14 protein-coding genes are annotated in these 16,884 nt (G+C 70.8%); 3 read left to right on the forward strand and 11 right to left on the reverse strand.

Annotation, left to right across the window (positions count from 1 at the left end; genetic code table 11):
* Nucleotides 1-22: 22 nt before the first annotated feature.
* Nucleotides 23-3,436 carry a mechanosensitive ion channel domain-containing protein gene (locus IEX13_RS09090; RefSeq protein WP_188663411.1) on the reverse strand — a complete coding sequence of 1,138 codons (3,414 nt, stop codon included), beginning with the start codon at nt 3,434-3,436 and terminating at the stop codon, nt 23-25.
* A 74-nt stretch (nt 3,437-3,510) separates the two neighbouring features.
* On the opposite strand from IEX13_RS09090, the gene mutM reads away from it, so the two are divergent.
* The 3 genes from mutM to IEX13_RS09105 are packed head-to-tail and all read left to right on the forward strand — an operon-like array spanning nt 3,511 to nt 7,753.
* Nucleotides 3,511-4,323 carry a bifunctional DNA-formamidopyrimidine glycosylase/DNA-(apurinic or apyrimidinic site) lyase gene (mutM, locus tag IEX13_RS09095; RefSeq protein ID WP_188663412.1) on the forward strand — a complete coding sequence of 271 codons (813 nt, stop codon included), beginning with the start codon at nt 3,511-3,513 and terminating at the stop codon, nt 4,321-4,323.
* A 54-nt stretch (nt 4,324-4,377) separates the two neighbouring features.
* On the forward strand, nt 4,378-4,941 hold the full coding sequence (locus IEX13_RS09100) for an ECF-type sigma factor (RefSeq protein WP_188663413.1): 564 nt from the start codon (nt 4,378-4,380) through the stop codon (nt 4,939-4,941).
* 16 nt (nt 4,942-4,957) lie between these two features.
* Nucleotides 4,958-7,753, forward strand: a complete 2,796-nt coding sequence (locus IEX13_RS09105) for a protein kinase domain-containing protein (RefSeq protein ID WP_188663414.1) — start codon at nt 4,958-4,960, stop codon at nt 7,751-7,753.
* Here the strand turns inward: IEX13_RS09105 and IEX13_RS09110 are convergent, their stop codons facing one another.
* From IEX13_RS09110 to oleC, 10 genes are all read right to left on the reverse strand, one after another.
* Nucleotides 7,754-8,386 (reverse strand): thymidine kinase, encoded by a 633-nt coding sequence (locus IEX13_RS09110; RefSeq protein ID WP_188663415.1) that lies wholly within the window; start codon nt 8,384-8,386, stop codon nt 7,754-7,756.
* A gap of 67 nt (nt 8,387-8,453) precedes the next feature.
* Nucleotides 8,454-9,149 carry a sel1 repeat family protein gene (locus IEX13_RS09115; RefSeq protein WP_188663416.1) on the reverse strand — a complete coding sequence of 232 codons (696 nt, stop codon included), beginning with the start codon at nt 9,147-9,149 and terminating at the stop codon, nt 8,454-8,456.
* 53 nt (nt 9,150-9,202) lie between these two features.
* On the reverse strand, nt 9,203-9,925 hold the full coding sequence (locus IEX13_RS09120; protein ID WP_188663417.1) for an SEL1-like repeat protein: 723 nt from the start codon (nt 9,923-9,925) through the stop codon (nt 9,203-9,205).
* Nucleotides 9,926-10,010: 85 nt separating this feature from the next.
* Nucleotides 10,011-10,733, reverse strand: coding sequence for a tetratricopeptide repeat protein (locus tag IEX13_RS09125; protein ID WP_188663418.1), 723 nt, complete (start codon nt 10,731-10,733; stop codon nt 10,011-10,013).
* A gap of 76 nt (nt 10,734-10,809) precedes the next feature.
* Nucleotides 10,810-11,514 (reverse strand): pseudouridine synthase, encoded by a 705-nt coding sequence (locus IEX13_RS09130; protein WP_188663420.1) that lies wholly within the window; start codon nt 11,512-11,514, stop codon nt 10,810-10,812.
* Nucleotides 11,515-11,571: 57 nt separating this feature from the next.
* On the reverse strand, nt 11,572-13,242 hold the full coding sequence (ubiB, locus tag IEX13_RS09135) for a ubiquinone biosynthesis regulatory protein kinase UbiB (protein WP_188663422.1): 1,671 nt from the start codon (nt 13,240-13,242) through the stop codon (nt 11,572-11,574).
* Nucleotides 13,239-13,877, reverse strand: coding sequence for a ubiquinone biosynthesis accessory factor UbiJ (locus IEX13_RS09140; RefSeq protein WP_188663424.1), 639 nt, complete (start codon nt 13,875-13,877; stop codon nt 13,239-13,241). The genes ubiB and IEX13_RS09140 overlap by 4 nt, the downstream gene beginning before the upstream one ends.
* A 60-nt stretch (nt 13,878-13,937) precedes the next feature.
* Nucleotides 13,938-14,093 carry a DUF1328 domain-containing protein gene (locus IEX13_RS09145; RefSeq protein ID WP_188663426.1) on the reverse strand — a complete coding sequence of 52 codons (156 nt, stop codon included), beginning with the start codon at nt 14,091-14,093 and terminating at the stop codon, nt 13,938-13,940.
* A gap of 96 nt (nt 14,094-14,189) precedes the next feature.
* Nucleotides 14,190-15,188, reverse strand: a complete 999-nt coding sequence (oleD, locus tag IEX13_RS09150) for a 2-alkyl-3-oxoalkanoate reductase (protein ID WP_188663989.1) — start codon at nt 15,186-15,188, stop codon at nt 14,190-14,192.
* Nucleotides 15,185-16,855, reverse strand: a complete 1,671-nt coding sequence (oleC, locus tag IEX13_RS09155) for an olefin beta-lactone synthetase (RefSeq protein ID WP_188663428.1) — start codon at nt 16,853-16,855, stop codon at nt 15,185-15,187. The genes oleD and oleC overlap by 4 nt, the downstream gene beginning before the upstream one ends.
* Between the last annotated feature and the right edge of the window lie 29 nt (nt 16,856-16,884).

Raw genomic sequence — 16,884 nt, forward strand, 5'->3', positions numbered from 1 at the left:
AACCGGGGGTTCAGCCCCGCGTTCAGCCGGCGGCGTCGGGCCGCGCGGCGGGTCCGGCCGCCGGGCCCGGCCCAGGCGCCGCGCCCGGGCCGGACGGCGCCGGCGGCAGGTCGCGAACATGAACATCGAGCTGCGGGAAGGCAAAGCCGACGTCGTTTTCGGCGAACAGTTCGACCAGGCGTACGTTCAGCTCGTTGCGCACCGCCAGCCGGTCGACGATGCCGCCCACGAACACCCGCAGCTCGAAATCCAGCGAATTGGCGCCGAACTCCAGCAGCCAGCTGCGCGGCGGCGGTGTCTCGAGCACGCGCGGGTTCTCGCTGGCGGCCTGCATCAGCAGGCGGTGCACCAGGGCCGGGTCGGTGCCGTAGTCCACGCCCACCTTCACCACGATGCGGGTGGTTTCGTCGCTCAGGGTCCAGTTCACCAGCTGGCCGGTGATGAAGGTCTTGTTGGGCACCACGATTTCCTTGTTGTCGAAATCAAGGATGGTGGTGGCGCGGGTGCGGATGCGGGTGACGGTGCCATCGAGGTTGTTGACCGTGATGACGTCGCCGACCCGGAACGGCCGCTCGAACAGCAGGATCAGGCCGGAGACGAAGTTGGCGAAGATTTCCTGCAGGCCAAAGCCCAGGCCCACCGTCAGTGCCGCCGCCAGCCACTGCAGCTGGCCCCAGCGCAGGCCCAGCAGGCCCAGGCCGGCGATGATGCCGACCAGCACGATCGCGTAGCGCGAGACGCTGGTGATGGCGTAGCGCGAGGCCGCGTCCATGTTCACCTTCGATAGCAGGCCGATTTCCAGCAGGCCCGGCAGGTTGCGCGCGGCGACCACGGTCAGCGCCAGCGCCAGCACGCCCAGCAACGCCGCCATCAGGGTGATGGGGATGACGGTGTCGCCGCCGTCGGCGGTGGCCTGCGCCACCGACCACAGCACCACTTCGTCCAGGCGGGCGAAAGCCGGCAGCACGTCCGCCCACACCCAGGCCAGGCCCGCGGCCAGCATCACCAGCTTCACCGCGCGCAGCAGGCGCCGGGTCTGGGCGTTGACCTTGTCCAGCGCCAGGTCTTCGTCCAGGTCCACCGGGATCGCTTCGCCGCCGCCTTCGTCGGGCGTCGCGTTTTCGGCCTGCGCCTGCGCTTCGGCCTCGCGCTTTTGTTCCTGCCGCCGCAGCGCCAGTCGCCGCTCGCCAAGCGCGAACCAGCGCGCCAGCAGGCCATGGAGCACCGCCACGGCGATGAAGACGCCGACGCTGGCGAACTGGGCGTCGAGCACGATCGCGGTGGAGTAGACGTAACCCTGCAGCGCCAGCACGGCACCGGCCGCCAGCCCGGCAGGCAGCACCACCCGCAGCATCCTGCGGAAAGTGGACGGCTCGGGGCTTTCGCCGCGGGCGTGGCGGATGCGGTCCGGTCCCAGCAGCCAGGCCAGGCAAACCGCCGAGAACACCCCGGCGATGACCAGGGCCAGGCGGGCGGGCACGTCGATGGCCAGGTCCTGGTCGCGGATGAAGGCCAGCGCGACCACGAAGTACAGCGGCAACAGCACCGCCTTGAGCGCGGGCAGCCAGGCCTGCAGCGCCTCGCGGCGCTGGCGGGTCCAGCGGAAGTGGGCGTGGGCCAGGCCGCGGTCGCGCACCAGCCAGTCCAGGAAGGACAAAGTGAACGCCGGCAACGCCAGGGCCTGCAGCGCCTGGCCCAGGGAGTCGCTGTATTTGCCGCGCTCGCCGACGTCCTGCAGGAGTTCGCCGCCCAGCCACAGCACCGCGGCGCCGGGCAGGGCCGCGACCAGCGTCCAGGCCAGGCTGTGGAGGGTGCGCCGGTAGCGGTCCTGGCGAACGTCGCGCAGGCCCTGCCCCAGGGCGTCGATGTGCCCGCGTGCGCGGCGGCGCAGCAGGGCCAGCAGCAGGACCACCATCACCGCCACCGCGAACACCGACGGGCGTTCGGCGATGGACCGGGCCAGCAGCCGGCCGGTGGTGGCGAAGCGTTCCGGCTTCACCAGGTCCATGGCCGCCGCCGGCCAGCGAGCGAACCAGGCCAGGTCAATCGGGGCGTGGCTGCGGATCCACAGCAAGTGGCGGTCGAGCAGCTGGCGCAGTTCGTTGGTGGTCTTCAGGCGCGCCTGCAGCACGCGTTCGGTTTGCTCAAGCGTGGCGGCCTGGCGCCACAGCATGGGTTCGAGCCGGGCGGCCAGGTCCTGGCGGGCTTCGAGCCAGGATTCGAGCGGATCGGCCCCGTCCTCCGGGGCAGCGGGTCCGGCGTCCTCGTCGCGACCGGCGGCGGCGGCGCGCAGCTCCCTGGCCTGGGCGGCCACGTCGGCCAGGTTGCGCTGGCGTTCGTCCAGCGCGATCAGGCGAAGGCGCGTATCGGCCAGGGACTGGCGGGCGTCCGCAAGGCGGTCCTCAAGCACGTCGGCGAACTCGAGCTGGCGCATGATGGCCCACAGCCAGGTGCCGACCTGTTCGCTGTTGCCGCCCAGCTCCAGCCGGGTGCGGCTGTCGCGCAGTGCGGCGCGATCGCCGGCGAGGGCCTGTTCACCGGTGGCCAGGCGCTGGCGGTATTCGGCCAGCTGTTCGTTGGCGGCCATCAGGTCGCCGGCCAGTGCTAGGTTGGTGGCCGCGGCTTCGGCCAGCACCGCATCGCCGGGCGGCACGGCGCGGGCGCGGGCGTCCACGTCTTCGACCACGGCCTGCAGGCTGGCGCGGGACTGGTCGCGGATGCGCTGTTGCAGCCACAGCAGGCGCGGCTCGTGCTGGGCGAGGCGCTGACGCAGCACGCGCAGCTCAAGTTCCTGCGCACGCTGGCGCACGGCGGCCGAGGTCTCGCGCGCCTGGCGCAGCGCCAGTTCGGCGTCCAGCCGTTCGCGTTCGGCCGTTTGCCGGACCCGGCGCGATTCGGCCAGGGCGGCGGGCTCGCCTTCGGCGACCGCCACCGGCGCGGCCAGCTCTTCCCGGCGGCTTTGCAGTTCCTCGAGGCTGGCGCGGGTGCCGGCATCGGGCACCAGCGCAGCACCCAGTTCAGCGGTAAGGCGGGCGATGCGTTCGCCCAGGGCTTCGGCCTCGCGGCGCTCGTTCTCGAGCAGACCTTCAAGCACCTCGATGTCGGCGCGGGCCGGCAGCGCGTCCTGCCAGGCGGCCAGGGCCTGGCGGGGCGAGGCCTGGAGCTGGCGCTCGAAGCGGCGCGCGCGCTCGGGCGCGGCGGCGATGTCCGCTTCCAGCGTGGCCAGCTCCTGGCGAAGGCGGGCGGTGTCCTCGCTGGCCTGCGCCGCGGCATCGAGGTTGTCGCTGGCGGCCTGGCGCTGGGGATCGGCCAGGGTGCCCAGGGTCGAGCGCAGGGTCTCCACCGGGCCCGACGACGGGCTTGCCCCTGCGGCCAGCGGAAGGATCGCCAGGCCCAGGGCCAGGCAGGTGCACAGCAGCGGAAAGGGAAGGCGCATCGGCCAAGGCTATGCCCCGGTGCCCCGGTGCCGCAATTGACGCGTGTGTCGGCCGGCTCTGCCAAACTTCGGCCATGCCCGAATTGCCCGAAGTTGAGACCACCCGGCGCGGCCTGGCGCCGCACCTGGAAGGCCGGCGCATCACCGGCGTAGTGCTGCGCCGGCCCGACCTGCGCTGGCCGATCCCGCCGGAAGTGGCGCGCAACCTGCCCGGCCAGCGCGTGCTGGGTGTACGCCGGCGCGCCAAGTACCTGCTGCTCGACACCGCGCCGGGCAGCGCCCTGCTGCACCTGGGCATGTCGGGCATGCTGCGGGTCCTGCCGGCCCGCACCCCGGTGGCGGCCCACGACCACGTCGACCTGGCCCTGGACTCGGGCCGGGTGCTGCGTTTCACCGACCCGCGGCGGTTTGGCTGCCTGCTCTGGCAACCCGCGGGCGAAACCCACGACCTGCTGGCGCACCTGGGGCCCGAACCCCTGTCGGAGGCCTTCGACGGGGACTACCTGTTCCGCCTCAGCCGCGGTCGCAAGGCCCCGGTCAAGTCCTTCCTGATGGACCAGGCGGTGGTGGTGGGCGTGGGCAACATCTACGCCGCCGAAAGCCTGTTCCGGGCCGGCGTCGCCCCGGGCCGGGCCGCCGGGGCCATCAGCCGCGAACGCTACCGGCGCCTGGCCGACGCCGTGAAGGCCATCCTGGCCCACGCCATCACCCGGGGCGGCACCACCCTGCGCGATTTCCTCAATGCCGACGGCGCGCCGGGGTATTTCGAGCAGGAACTGTTCGTGTACGGCCGCGAAGGCGAAGCCTGCAAGCGCTGCGGCCGGACCCTGCGCGACGGCCGGCTGGCCAACCGCGCCACGGCCTGGTGCCCGGGCTGCCAGCGATAGACGCGATGTTCATTTATAGTGTTCCCAGCCCGCGCAGACGGGCCCCGGGGAGACATGAACGAGACTGCCGAAATCACCCAGTGGTTGAGCGCCGCCCGCGCCGGCGACAAGTCCGCGCTCGACCGGGTGCTGGCCACGCTCTACCGTGAACTGCACGGCATGGCCCGGCGCCAGCTGGGCGGCCAGCAGCATGGCCACACGCTCGACACCACCGCCCTGGTGCACGAGGCCTACCTCAAGCTGGCCGGTCGCGCCGAGGCCGAGTTCGAGGACCGCGCCCACTTTTTCGCCTACGCCGCCAGCGCCATGCGTTCGGTCGTGGTCGATTACGCGCGCCAGCGCATGGCGGTCAAGCGCGGCGGCGACCTGCACCGGGTCACCGACCTGCCCGAAGACGCCGGCGGCGGCATGCGCCTGGACGAGGAGATGCTGGGTCTGGACGTGGCGCTGAACAAGCTCAACGACCTCGACCCGCGCCTGGCCCAGGTGGTCGAGATGCGCTATTTCGCCGGGCTGTCGGAAACCGAGATCGCCGGCCTGCTCAAGCGCTCCGAACGCAGCGTGCGCCGCGACTGGCAGAAGGCCCGCATGTTCCTGCTGGCGGCGCTGCAAGGCTGACAGGGACCCCGCCGCGGTGGACACCGAACGCTGGTCCACGCTGTCGGTGCTGCTCGACGAACTGATCGAGCTGGAACCGCCCGCGCGCACGCGCCGCCTGGCCGAGATCGAGATCGTCGATCCGCCGCTGGCCGAAGAACTGCGCAAGATGATCTCCCTGGAGGAAGACCGGCCGGACTTCCTCGCCGAATCGGTGGTGGACGCCTCGCTGTTTTCGCCCCAGGCCGGCCAGCAGATCGGCCCCTACCAGCTCGAGCGCCCGCTCGGCGAAGGGGGCATGGGCCAGGTCTGGCTGGCGACGCGCGCCGATGGCCTTTACCAGCGGCGGGTGGCGGTGAAGCTGCTGCGCCCGGGCCTGGGCGACGCCGGCCTGCGCCAGCGCTTCACCCGCGAACGCCAGATCCTGGCGCGGCTTGGCCACGCGCACATCGCCCGCCTGCTCGACGCCGGCGTCAGCAGCGACGGCCAGCCCTACCTGGCGCTGGACTACGTGCAGGGCCAGCCGATCACTCAGTACGCCGAGCAGCTGGCGCTGCCGATGCAGCAGCGGCTGCGGCTTTTCCTGCAGGTCTGCGCCGCGGTCAGCCACGCCCACGCCAACCTGGTGGTGCACCGCGACCTCAAGCCGTCCAACATCATGGTCACGCCCGCCGGCGAGGTTTGCCTGCTCGATTTCGGCATCGCCAAGCTGCTCGACGAACCGCAGGACGGCAGCCCCGAGATCACCGGCACCGGCACCCGCGCCTTCACCCTGTACTACGCCGCGCCCGAACAGCTGCGCAACGGCGTCATCACCACGATGACCGACGTTTACGCGCTGGGCGTGGTGCTTTACGAGCTGCTGGTCGGCCGCAAGCCCTACGACCCGACGCGCAGCACCGATGCCGCCTGGGAAGAAGCCATCCTGGGCGCCGAGCCGGTCCGTGCCTCCCACGCCGCCTACCGGCTGGCGCGCGAGCGCGACGAACCAAACCCGCGCCGACTGTCGCGCGAACTGGCCGGCGACCTCGACAACATCCTGTGCAAGGCCCTGGCCAAGGCCCCCGAGGATCGCTACGTCTCGGTCGAGGCCCTGGCCCAGGACCTGCGCCGGCACCTGGACGGCGAACCCGTGCAGGCCCGGCCGCAAAGCCTGGGCTACCGAAGCCTCAAGTTCGCCCGGCGCAATTCGCTGGCCCTGGTGGTCGGCAGCCTGTTCACGGCGCTGATGCTGGGCGCCGTGGCCTTCATGGCCTGGCAAACACGCGTCGCGCTGCAGGAGGCCGGACGCGCACAGGCCATGCAGGACTTCGTGATCGCGCTGTTCGAAGACACCGAACAGGCCGGCGACGGCGGGCTTGATGCCCGCACCCTGCTCGATGCCGGCGTGCGTCGCGCCGACACCGAACTGCGCACCCAGCCCCAGGCGCGCGCCGAGCTGCTGGGCCTGGTGGCACGCCTGCGCCAGGGCCTGGGCGACGACCGCCAGGCGCTGGAACTGCTCGACCGCCAGGCCGACATCCTGGGCACGCTGGAAGGTTCGGCGCCCGCCCGGCTGGGCGTGGAATCGGCCGCGCTGCGTGGCCGCAGCCTGCGCAGCCTGGGCCAGCCGGAAACCTGCGTGCGGGCGCTGGTGCCCTGGCTGCCGGTGGCCCAGCAGCAGGCGACGGCCGGGCCGCGCGCCTCGGCCGAATTCCTGTCGCAGCTGGGCCGCTGCCATCGCGAACTGGGCGGCCGCGAAGTCGCGCGCGACCTGTTCGGACGGGCGCTGGTGCTTCGCATCCAGGGCGGCGAAAACAAGGCGCTGCAGGCCGAAAGCCGCGCCGACCTCGCCGGCCTGCTGGCCGACGAAGGCCGCTACGACGAGGCCGTGCGCGGCCTGCGGGAGTCGCTGGGGCTGCTGCGCGAAGCCGGCGGCGACCGCAATACGCTGGGCGTCGAGGTCTGGCGTGACCTGGGGCGCTACCAATATGCGCTGGGTGACCCGGTCGAAGGCGAGTCGTCCTACCGGCAGGCCCTGCAGATCACGCTCGACCGCTTCGGCCTGAACCACCCGCTGACCACCGGCGTGCAGCGACCGCTGGGCGAGCTGCTGCTGGACGTGGGCAAGCTGGCCGAAGCCCACCAGCTGCTGCGCTCGGCCCACGACCGCCTGCTGTCGCGCTTTGGCCCCGACCATCCGGAAGTCGCCCGGTCCTGGCACCAATTGGGCCGGGTGGCCTGGGAACAGGATCGCCAGGACGAAGCCGACGAAGCCCTTCAGCGCAGCCTGCAGCTGCGCCGGCGCGGCAACCTGCTGGTGCACCATGTGTCGGTGCTGTGTGACCTGGCCCGCGTGCGCCAGGCGCGCGCCCTGCGCGACAACGCCCGCAGCCTGGCCGAAGAATGCCTGCAGCTTTCGCGCAGTCGCGACCGCGGCCTGGCCAGCCAGGCCCGCCTGCTGCTGGCCGGACTGGCGCAGGCGGACGGCAATGCGCCGGAAGCGCGCCGTTTGCTCGACGAAGCCGGCGACCGCCTGGGCGAGTCCGACCTCCAAGCCCGGGCCTGGGTCAGCCTGGCCCAGGCCCGACTGGCGCTGCAGCAGGACCGCATCGCCGACGCCGAATCACAGCTCGCCAGCCTGCGCACCCTGGCGCGCGCCCACCCGGTCGTCGCCGGGCTGTCGGCCTGGCCGGTGGAAATGCTTCAGGCCGAACTGCACTGCCGCGCGGGTCGCCTGGAACAGGGCCGCCGCCTGGCCGGGCAAACCCTCCAGGCCCAGGCGGCACAGATGCCCGAACGGCAGCGGCTCAGGCGCGACCTGGCCGCCCTGGCACCCAGCTGCGGCAGCTGATCAGTCGGGCGTGCCCAGGGGCAGGCGCGGCTGCTGCAGGTCGATGTGGCCTTCGCCGGCCATCACCTTCTTGAACTCGCCGCGGCTGACCGACACGTAGCGTTCGTTGCCGCCGATCTCGACCTGCGGACCGTCGGTGATCGCGCGGCCCTGTTCGTCCACGCGCACCACCATGATGGCCTTGCGCCCGGTGTGGCAGATGGTCTTGATCTCGACCAGGTTGTCGGCCCAGGCCAGCAGGTACTGGCTGCCTTCGAACAGTTCCCCGCGGAAATCGGTGCGAAGGCCGTAGGCCAGCACGGGCACGTCGAGCCGGTCGACGATCTCGGTGAGCTGCCAGACCTGGCGCTTGGACAGGAACTGCGCTTCGTCCACCAGCACGCAGTGCAGTTCGCCGCGCGCGGCGATGTCGGCACGCGCGATCGCCAGCAGGTCGTCCTCGCGCCCGAAGACCGTGCCGCGGGCCTGGAGCCCGATGCGCGAGGCCACCAGGCCTTCGCCGGCGCGGTTGTCCAGCTTCGGGGTGAGCAGCAGCGTGCGCATGCCGCGCTCGTGGTAGTTGTGCGCGCTTTGCAGCAGCGTCGTGGTCTTACCGGCGTTCATCGCCGAGTAGTAGAAGTAGAGCTTGGCCAAGGTCGGGTCCGGCGGTGGGGCGAGGCGGCATTATCGCCGCCCCCGCCGCCGGTGTCCGGCGCCGGCATCAATTGCCCGGCAGCTGTTCGACCTCGCCCACGTCCACGCGTCCTTCGCCGCGGCCGTGGCCAAGGTCGTCCTGCCAGGCGAAATAGCCTTCCGGCGTCCAGAATTTCTCGTCGTGGAACAGGCGTCCCCGGATCCGGTGGAACTTGTCGCCCACCAGCACGTTGACACCATCCACGCCGGCGCTGTGGGCGCGGCTGCGACGGAAGTTGATCTTCGCCCGCTTCATCAGCACTTCCAGCCGCGGGCGCGCGACGGCGTCGCCGAACTGGTCGTAGAAATCCTCGCCGTGGGCCAGCGCCGTCTCGCGCTCGTCCGGCTCCAGCTCGCGCCAGTATTGCTCGCGCTTGGCCACCATCAGCGGATAGCCACGCTCGGCCGCCAGGTCCATCCAGACGTAGGCCAGGCCGCGGTCACGGGGCACGCCGCGGCCAGTCCAGTGCAATTCGGCCAGGATCGCCTGGGCCGGCTTGTCGGAGTGGCGGGCGGCCTCGCGGAAGTCTTCGATCGCCCCGTCGAGCTCGCCCTTGTCCAGCTTGTCCAGGCCGCGAAGACGCATGTGCAGGTCCGGGTGGGCCTGCAGGAACAGGTCGGACTGGGCGACGAGGCGTTGGTCGTCGGGGCTGGGCCTGGCCAGTGCCGGGGCCGTCGCCAGCGCCAGCCCGGAGGCAAGGGCAAGGGCCGCGAACAAGGCCATGCCTGGTCTCCCGGTTCCGAGCCAGCAGGACGGGCCGAAACTGTGCCCGGCCCTCACTCGGCACCCGCGTCGGGCTCTTGTTCGATGCGGCCGATATCAACCTGGCCGACGCCGTTTTCACGCCAGGTCTTTTCCTGCCAGGCGTAGTAAGCCTCGGGCTTGTAGTACTTCGCCGCGTAGACGAGGGCGCCGTCCACGTCGTAGCCGGACTTCATGGGGTCGGCGGCATGGGCGGGCATGCGCACGTTGAGGTAGCCGACGTGGCCGACGCGGCTGCCGGTGATGCGCCGGCGCGCCTGGGCGAGGATGGACTCGATGCGGGGTTTGGCGGCGTCGTCGCCAAACTCGCGCAGCAGCGGCAGGCCGACCTCGATCGCACGTTGGCGTTCGCGACGGCTGAGCTGGTGCCAGTAGTGTTCCCGCTTTCCCAGCAGGTCCGGCCAGGCCCGTTCCGCGGCAAGGTCGGCCCAGGCATAGGCCCGGGGCCGGTCGCGCTCGATGCCCTCCCCGCGCCAGTACATCTCGGCCAGCATCGCCTGGGCGGGTTTATCGGCATAGCGGGCGGCGGTGACGAAAGCGTCGTGCGCCTCGCGCAGGCGCCCGGCCCGGTAGGCCTCCAGCCCACGCTTGCGCCATTTGAGGTCGGGGTGGTCGGCCAGGAAAGCCGAGGTCATGACGATCCGGGCTTCTTCGGCCCGCAGGTCCTGGGCCGTGGCGGGGCTGGCCGACAGGGCCAGGGACGAGGCGATCAGCAGCGAGCAAGCAATCCGGTGCATGGGCGGGACCTCATATTTACGTTTGTAATAGCCAAGCTATTACGCATGTAAAATGAAGTCAAGCCCCGGCCCGCCTCCCGGCGGATCAGTCGTCCTGCGCGTCTTCCGGCAACGGCTTGTCCAGGCTCATGATCTCGCCTACGTCCACAGTGCCTTCGGCGTGCAGCTTCCAGTCGGTGTCCTGCCACTGCACGTACTGGTCGATGTCCCAGAACTTCTCGTCGTAGAAGGCCGTGCCGTCCACCACCTCGGTGCCGCCCGGCGTGGGGATGACGATGGTGAGCGCGCCGACCGAGCCGACGCGGCTGCCGGTGGTGTTGCGCTTGGCGAACCGCAGCTCGCGTTCAAGCCGCTTCTTGGCGACGTCGTCGCCGAACTCGGCGTAGAGCTGGGGGCCGATTTCCAGCGCGCGCGCGCGGCCGTCGGCGTCGAGCTGGTTCCAGTAGCGTTCGCGCTTGGCCAGCATCAGCGGGTAGGCGCGTTCGGCAGCCAGGTCCATCCACACGTAGCCCAGGGCCTTGTCCTGGGCGACGCCGGTGCCTTCCCAGTACATCTCGCCGATCATGCCTTGCGAGGGCTTGTCGGAATACCGCGCGGCCCGGCGGAAGTGCACCATCGCTTCCTCGTGGTCGCCCTTGCGGAAGTGGTCCAGGCCAGAAAGGCGGTAACGCAGGTCCGGGTGGCCGGACAGGAAGGCCGAGGACGACATGATGCGCCGCTCGCCGGCGTCGTCGGCCGACTGCGCCAGCGCGGCCGGCGCGGCGGCAAGGGAAAGCAGGAGGGCGCAGCAGGACAGGATCGGGCGCATCGGGATTCTCGTCAGGGGAAGGACGGCTGGCGGATATACGATGCCAGCGCTTTGTGAAGCGGGCATGGGCCAGCCGTCATGGCGCGGGCAGGCCCAGCAGGGCCAGGGCCTTGCCGAACTCCGCGTCCAGCGGCGCGGTCACTTCCCGTCGCGTGCCGTCGGCCGGGTGCGGGAACTCCAGCCGCCAGGCATGCAGCAGCATCCTGTGCACGCCGCGCATGCGGAAGGCGAGGTTGTGGCGACCGTCGCCGTGGCTGGTGTCGCCCACCAGGTGGTGGTGGACGTGCTTGAGATGGCGCCGGATCTGCCGGAAGCGACCGGTCCGCGGGCTGCAGCACAGCAGCGCATAGCGTGAACTCGGATGCTGCTGGCTGGGCCAGTCCACTTCCGTGCTGGCCAGGGTGCGGTAGTCGGTGACGGCGGGCTTTTTCACCGGTTTGCCCGGGCCACCGTCGAGCGCGTGTTCGATGACGCCCTCGGGCGGCGCCGGCCAGCCGCGGCAGACGGCCAGGTAGTCCTTGCGGAACTGTTCGGCCATCAGGCTGCGGCCCAGTGCCGAAGCGCTGTCGCGGTCGAAGGCAAGCAGCAGGCAGCCGCTGGTGGCGCGGTCGAGCCGGTGCACCAGGAAAACCGGCCGGCCGAACTGTTCGCGCAGCCGATCGGCGGCAAAATCGGTTTCGCCGCGCGCGAGCTTGCTGTCGTGCACCATCAGCCCGGCGGGCTTGTTCACCACCGCCAGCCACTCATCCGCATAAACCACGGAAATGGGGTCAGAGAACATTAACGTTTGAAACGCGGTCTGAAACGTTGATGTTCTCTGACCCCATTGTTTGCCGGGTCATCGGCGTGGCCAGGCGGCCAGGAAGGCGCCGAAGGCGCCCAGGCCGGCGATGCCGGCGGCGGCCGGGATGCCCCAGAACTGGGGGCCGCCGGCTTCCAGCGCGTACAGCACCGCCGCGACGATCATCAGGCCGGTGCCCAGGATGGCGTAGACGGTCTGGCGCTGGCCGGCGCGCGAGATGCGCGCCAGTTCCGCCAGGTCTTCGCTGCGCATGCGCAGGGAATGTTCGCCGCGCACGCTTTGGGAAAGGAACTCGTGCACCAGTCGCGGCATGTCCGGCGCGTGGGTGATCAGCTCGGGCAGGCGCTTGCGGAATTCGTTGCCCAGGGTCGCCGGGCTGTAACGTTCGCGCAGGATCTTCTCCAGCACCGGCCGCGCTTCGGCCCAGATGTCGAGCTTGGGATCGAGCAGCCGGCCCACGCCTTCGATGTTGAGCAGGGTCTTCTGCAGCAGGATCAGCTGAGGCTGCAGGGTGAGTTCGTAGCGCTGGGCGGTCTTGAACAGCTTCACCAGCACCTCGCCCAGCGAGATCTCGCTCAGGGGCCGGGTGAAATACGGTTCGCAGACCGCGCGCGTGGCCGCTTCGAGTTCGTCAATGCGCACCGTCGCCGGCATCCAGCCGGCCTCGACGTGCAGTTCGGCGATGCGGCGGTAGTCGCGCTGGAAGATCGCCATGAAGTTTTCGGCCAGGTAGTACTGGTCGCGGCGCGTCAGCTGCCCGACGATCCCGAAATCAATCGCGATGAAACGCGGGTTGTCCTTGCGTGCCGGGTCCAGGTCCACCCAGATGTTGCCGGCGTGGGCGTCGGCGTGGAAGAAGTTGTCGCGGAAGACCTGCGTGTAGAACACGCGCACGCCGCGCGCCGCCAGCGCCTTGCGGTCGATGCCGGCGGCGTCGAGCGCCTCGACGTCGTCGGAGGGAATGCCGCGCACGCGTTCCATGGTCAGCACGCTTTCGCTGCTGTGGCTCCAGAACACCTCGGGCACGTACAGTTCGTCGCTGTCGGCCCAGGTGCGGCGCATAAGGCTGCCGTTGGCGCCTTCGCGCTGCAGGTCGAGTTCGGCGTAGAGCGTTGATTCGATCTCGCTCACCACTTCCTGCGGCCGGATCTTGTCCGCCGAAGGATGGTGGCGATCGGCCAGCGCGGCCAGGGTCCGCAGCAGGGCGATGTCGTCGCGGATGCGCTGGCGGATGCCGGGGCGCAGCACCTTCACCACCACCTCGCGGCCATCGTGCAGGCGCGCGGCGTGCACCTGGGCGATGGAGGCGGAAGCGAGCGGGGTGTTTTCGAACTCGGCGTACAGCACGTCGATGGGCTTGCCCAGGCCGGCTTCGATGCGCTGGCGCGCCAGTTCGCCCGGGAAGGGCGCGACGCGGTCCTGCAGCAGCGAAAGTTCTTCGGCCATGTCCGGCGGCAGCAGGTCGCGGCGCGTGGACAGCACCTGGCCGAACTTGACGAAGATGGGGCCCAGTTCCTGCAGGGCCAGGCGCAGGCGCTGCCCACGCGGCAGGTCGGTGGCGCTGGCGCGGCGCGTGATCGGCTTGAGCAGCCAGAGCCAGCCGCCGACCGCGGTGTCTTCAAGCAGGGAGTCGAGGCGGTGGCGCAGCAGCACGCGCACGATGCCCAGGGCGCGCAGGCTGCCGCGGGCGCTGCGCAGCGGGCTCATGCGGCGTTCTCCGGGGCCAGTCGCGCCAGGCGGGCGGCCAGGCGTTCGACCTGGTCGCGCAGTTCGTCCACGTCGTCGTGGAAGGCGGCCAGCTCGGCCTTGCCGACCAGGTCGCGACGTTCTTCGGTGAGGTAATCCACGGCGTCGCGGGAAAAGCCCTGCGCGAACTTCGCGCCGCCGGCTAGGGCATCGCGCAGCAAACGCGCGGCCTGCGGACCGAACACCGGGCCCAGGGCCTGGGCGAAGGGTTTGTCCCAGTCGGGATCGAAGCGCTGGGCCAGCCGCTGCAGCTGGCGGGCGAGTTCGGCGTCGCCGTTGATGCGCACCTTGCCCACCGGCGGTGCGCCGGGCGGACGCAGGAAAGGCAATTGCGACAGCACGCCGGAGATCGTGGCGCGCACGCCCAGGTCGGGTTCGTCCCTGGGCGGGCCCACCACCAGCCGGCCGTCGGCGACGGCAAGCTCCAGGGCGATGGGCGGCGCTTCAAGCGCCAGTCCGATACGACGACCGCCGAGGCCACGCAGGGCTTCGGCGGTATCGGGGTCCAGTTCGACCAGCCGGTTCAAGGCCTGTTCCAGCGCGCGGCCGGCCAGGGGCTTGAGGGCGTCGAGGGGGGAAGCGGCGGGTTCCGTCATGCCGCCATTCTAGCGGGCTGGCGCCCGGACGAGGCGCCAGCCCGCTGGCTCAGCACTTCGTCACGTCTTCTTCCTGAGGAAGGACACAATGGCGAGGATGAGGAACACGACGAACAGGATCTGGGCGATCCAGGCCGAGGTGCCTGCGATGCCACCGAAGCCCAGGACCGCGGCGATGATGGCAATGACGAGAAAGATCAGCGCGTAATGGAGCATGGTTGCTCTCCTTTGTTCTTGTGGACCCGCATGGTTCGGGCAGGAATGAAGCTAGCCCGTTCATCCTGACTGCGCGCCAACAAACTGAGCGCCGGGTTAACCCCGCCGTGCCCACCAACCAGCCAGGCGCTCCAGCCCCTCGTCCAAGGACACCCGGGGCACGTAGCCGAAGTCCCGGGCGGCGGCGGAGATGTCGTACCAGTGCGGCGTGGACAGCTGTTCGGCCAGGAACCGGGTCATCGGCGGTTCGCCCTTCAGGCGCAGGGCATGCCAGGCCAGTTCAAGCACGGCCCCGGCGGCGTAGGCCACGCCGTAGGGAAGGGCCTTGTCCACCGGGGGCTGGCCGGCGGCGGCCAGCAGGTCGTTGACGATGCGGCGCACTTCACGCGGCTCGCCGTTGGAAATGAAGTAGGCCTTGCCGGCGCAGGCGGCGCCCGGCGCCAGCGCGTTGAAGGCATCCAGGTGGGCCTGGGCGGCGTTGTCGATGTAGGTGGTGTCCATGCGGTTGTGGCCACCGTCGATGAAGCGCAGGCGCCCGGCCTTCGCCCGTTCGACCAGGCGCGGCAGCAGCTGGGTGTCGCCGGGGCCCCAGATAAGGCGGGGGCGCAGGGCGACGGTTGCCAGCGTGGCGTCATTGGCGGCCAGCACGTCCTTCTCGGCGACCAGCTTGGTGGCCGGGTAGGGTGCCTTGAAGCCTTCGCCATAGGGCGTGTCGGCCTCGTTCCCGCCTTCAACCGGGCTGCGGCCGCTGTGGGTGACGCTGGGCGTGGAGGTGTAGACCAGCCGGCCGATGCCGTGGGCGCGCATGGCCGCCAGCACGTTGCGGGTGCCGGTGACGTTGGCGGCGAAATAGCTGTCGTGGCTGCCCCAGGCGCCGGCCTTGGCGGCGTTGTGGAAGACCGCGTCGTGGCCGGCCAACGCCGCGTGCACGGCCGCGGCGTCGGCCAGGTCGCCGCGCACCTGGCGCACGCCCATGGCCTGGAGTTCGGGCGAGTGGCTGCGCTGGAAGCTGGTGACCACGTGGCCTTGCGCCTGCAGCGCGCGGCACAGGGCCTGGCCCAGGAAACCAGCGCCGCCGGTGACCAGTACTTTCAATGCCGCCATTTCATTTCCTTCGCCGCCCACGCCGCCAGGGTTTCACGGCCGATCTTGGCGTTGTGGCGGATGTCCACCGGGAACCCGTCGTGGATCAGGTAGTGCGCGATGCGCGCGGTGTGCACGAAGCCGTTGGCCATGTGGCGCAGTTCGTCGAGCACTCGCTCGTGTTCGTACTGCGGCAGGTGCGGGGCCATTTCCACGCACAGGACGGCCTGCTGCCGGCCCGGTTCGCCGACCCCGACCAGCGCGGTGCGCGCGACTTCGGGGTGTACGTTGAAGACCGGCTCGACCTGTTCGGTATAGAGGCTGCCTTCGGCCGTGCGCACCCGGTGCGACTTGCGGCCGCAGAACCACAGCCGGCCCTGGGCATCGAAGCGGCCCAGGTCGCCCATGCGATGCACGATGCGCTGGCTGCCATCGGGCAGGGTTTCGCGGATCTTGGCCAGGGCGGTGGCTTCGGGGCGCCGGAAGTACTCGTCGGTGGCGGTCGGGCCGGCGACGGTGATCTCGCCGATCGCCTCGGCGCCCAGCTCCTGCACCTGCGACCAGTCGGGGATGGCGTCGTCGGTGATGGCGATGATGCGCACTTCATTTGGCGGCACCGGCAGGCCGACGCAGGTGCCGGCGCCCTGCTCGGTGGCTTCGCGCGTGGCCTGCAGCTCGCGGCCTTCGATCACCGCGACGGGCAGGCATTCGGTGGCGCCGTAGGGCGTCCAGAAGCCGGCCTCGGCAGGCAGCAGCTCGCGCATCTTCGCGACCACGTCGGCCGGTACCGGCGCGCCGGCGGAGGTGACACGGCGCAGGGTTGGCAGCGGCTGGCCGTGGTCGGCCAGCACGCGCATCAGCGCCGGCGAGCCGAACAGCTGGTCGATGCCGAACTTTTCGATCGCCGCGTGCAGCTTGCGCGGGTCGGCCTTGGCCGGCTGGGTCGGGTCCATGTCCGGGATGACCGAGGCCAGGCCCAGCGCCGGGTCGAACAGCGCGAAGGGCGGAAAAGTCGGCAGGTCGACGCCGCCGGGCGTGATGCCGAAGGCGTCGCGCAGCAGCTCGACCTGGGCGACGAAGTGGCGGTGCCGGTACACCACGCCCTTGGGCACGCCGGTCGAGCCGGAGGTGAACAGGATGGCGGCGACGTCGTCGGGCGCGGTGTCGGCGAGCTGGGGACCGGCGCCGGCGCCGGCGGCTTCGATCACGGCAAGCGTCGGCCCGCCCCAGAACCAGCGCCGCCCGACCGTCACCACGGTGCGCGCACCCGGCGCCCAGCGCAGCAGCTTTCGCGCCAGCACCGCCAGCGGGATGCCGATGAAGGCCTCCGGCTCGGCTTCGCCCAGGCACTGGCGCAGCGCGCGCCTGTCGATGCCGGGGTCCACCAGCACCGGCACGGCGCCGGCCTTGAACAGCGCGAACATCAGCAGGAAGAACTCGGGCGAAGGCCGCACCATCACCACCACCCGGCTGCCGCGCACGATGCCCTGCCCGGCCAGGCCGGCGGCGATGGCGTCGGAGCGCCGGTCGAGTTCGCCGTAGGTCAGGACGACGTCGTAACGCGCGAACCCATCCGACCCGCGCCGCCCCGGGCAGCGCATCGCCACCCGATCCGGCGCTTCGGCCGCCAACCGCGGCAACGCCCCGGCGATATTGCAGGAAATGGGGTCGGAGACCATTAGCGCTTCAATTCCCCGTTTCAATCGTT

Source organism: Arenimonas soli (genome assembly GCF_014643775.1).
Taxonomy (GTDB): Bacteria; Pseudomonadota; Gammaproteobacteria; order Xanthomonadales; family Xanthomonadaceae; genus Arenimonas; species Arenimonas soli.

What these genes read in the sequence shown, in the direction of transcription:
- IEX13_RS09115 (WP_188663416.1), bottom strand. Translation starts at nt 9,149, where the DNA reads ATGGCCTTGTTCGCGGCCCTTGCCCTTGCCTCCGGGCTGGCGCTGGCG.
- IEX13_RS09140 (WP_188663424.1), bottom strand. Translation starts at nt 13,877, where the DNA reads ATGACGGAACCCGCCGCTTCCCCCCTCGACGCCCTCAAGCCCCTGGCC.
- IEX13_RS09090 (WP_188663411.1), bottom strand. Translation starts at nt 3,436, where the DNA reads ATGCGCCTTCCCTTTCCGCTGCTGTGCACCTGCCTGGCCCTGGGCCTG.
- mutM (WP_188663412.1), top strand. Translation starts at nt 3,511, where the DNA reads ATGCCCGAATTGCCCGAAGTTGAGACCACCCGGCGCGGCCTGGCGCCG.
- IEX13_RS09130 (WP_188663420.1), bottom strand. Translation starts at nt 11,514, where the DNA reads ATGTTCTCTGACCCCATTTCCGTGGTTTATGCGGATGAGTGGCTGGCG.
- IEX13_RS09125 (WP_188663418.1), bottom strand. Translation starts at nt 10,733, where the DNA reads ATGCGCCCGATCCTGTCCTGCTGCGCCCTCCTGCTTTCCCTTGCCGCC.
- IEX13_RS09120 (WP_188663417.1), bottom strand. Translation starts at nt 9,925, where the DNA reads ATGCACCGGATTGCTTGCTCGCTGCTGATCGCCTCGTCCCTGGCCCTG.
- IEX13_RS09100 (WP_188663413.1), top strand. Translation starts at nt 4,378, where the DNA reads ATGAACGAGACTGCCGAAATCACCCAGTGGTTGAGCGCCGCCCGCGCC.
- ubiB (WP_188663422.1), bottom strand. Translation starts at nt 13,242, where the DNA reads ATGAGCCCGCTGCGCAGCGCCCGCGGCAGCCTGCGCGCCCTGGGCATC.
- oleC (WP_188663428.1), bottom strand. Translation starts at nt 16,855, where the DNA reads ATGGTCTCCGACCCCATTTCCTGCAATATCGCCGGGGCGTTGCCGCGG.
- IEX13_RS09145 (WP_188663426.1), bottom strand. Translation starts at nt 14,093, where the DNA reads ATGCTCCATTACGCGCTGATCTTTCTCGTCATTGCCATCATCGCCGCG.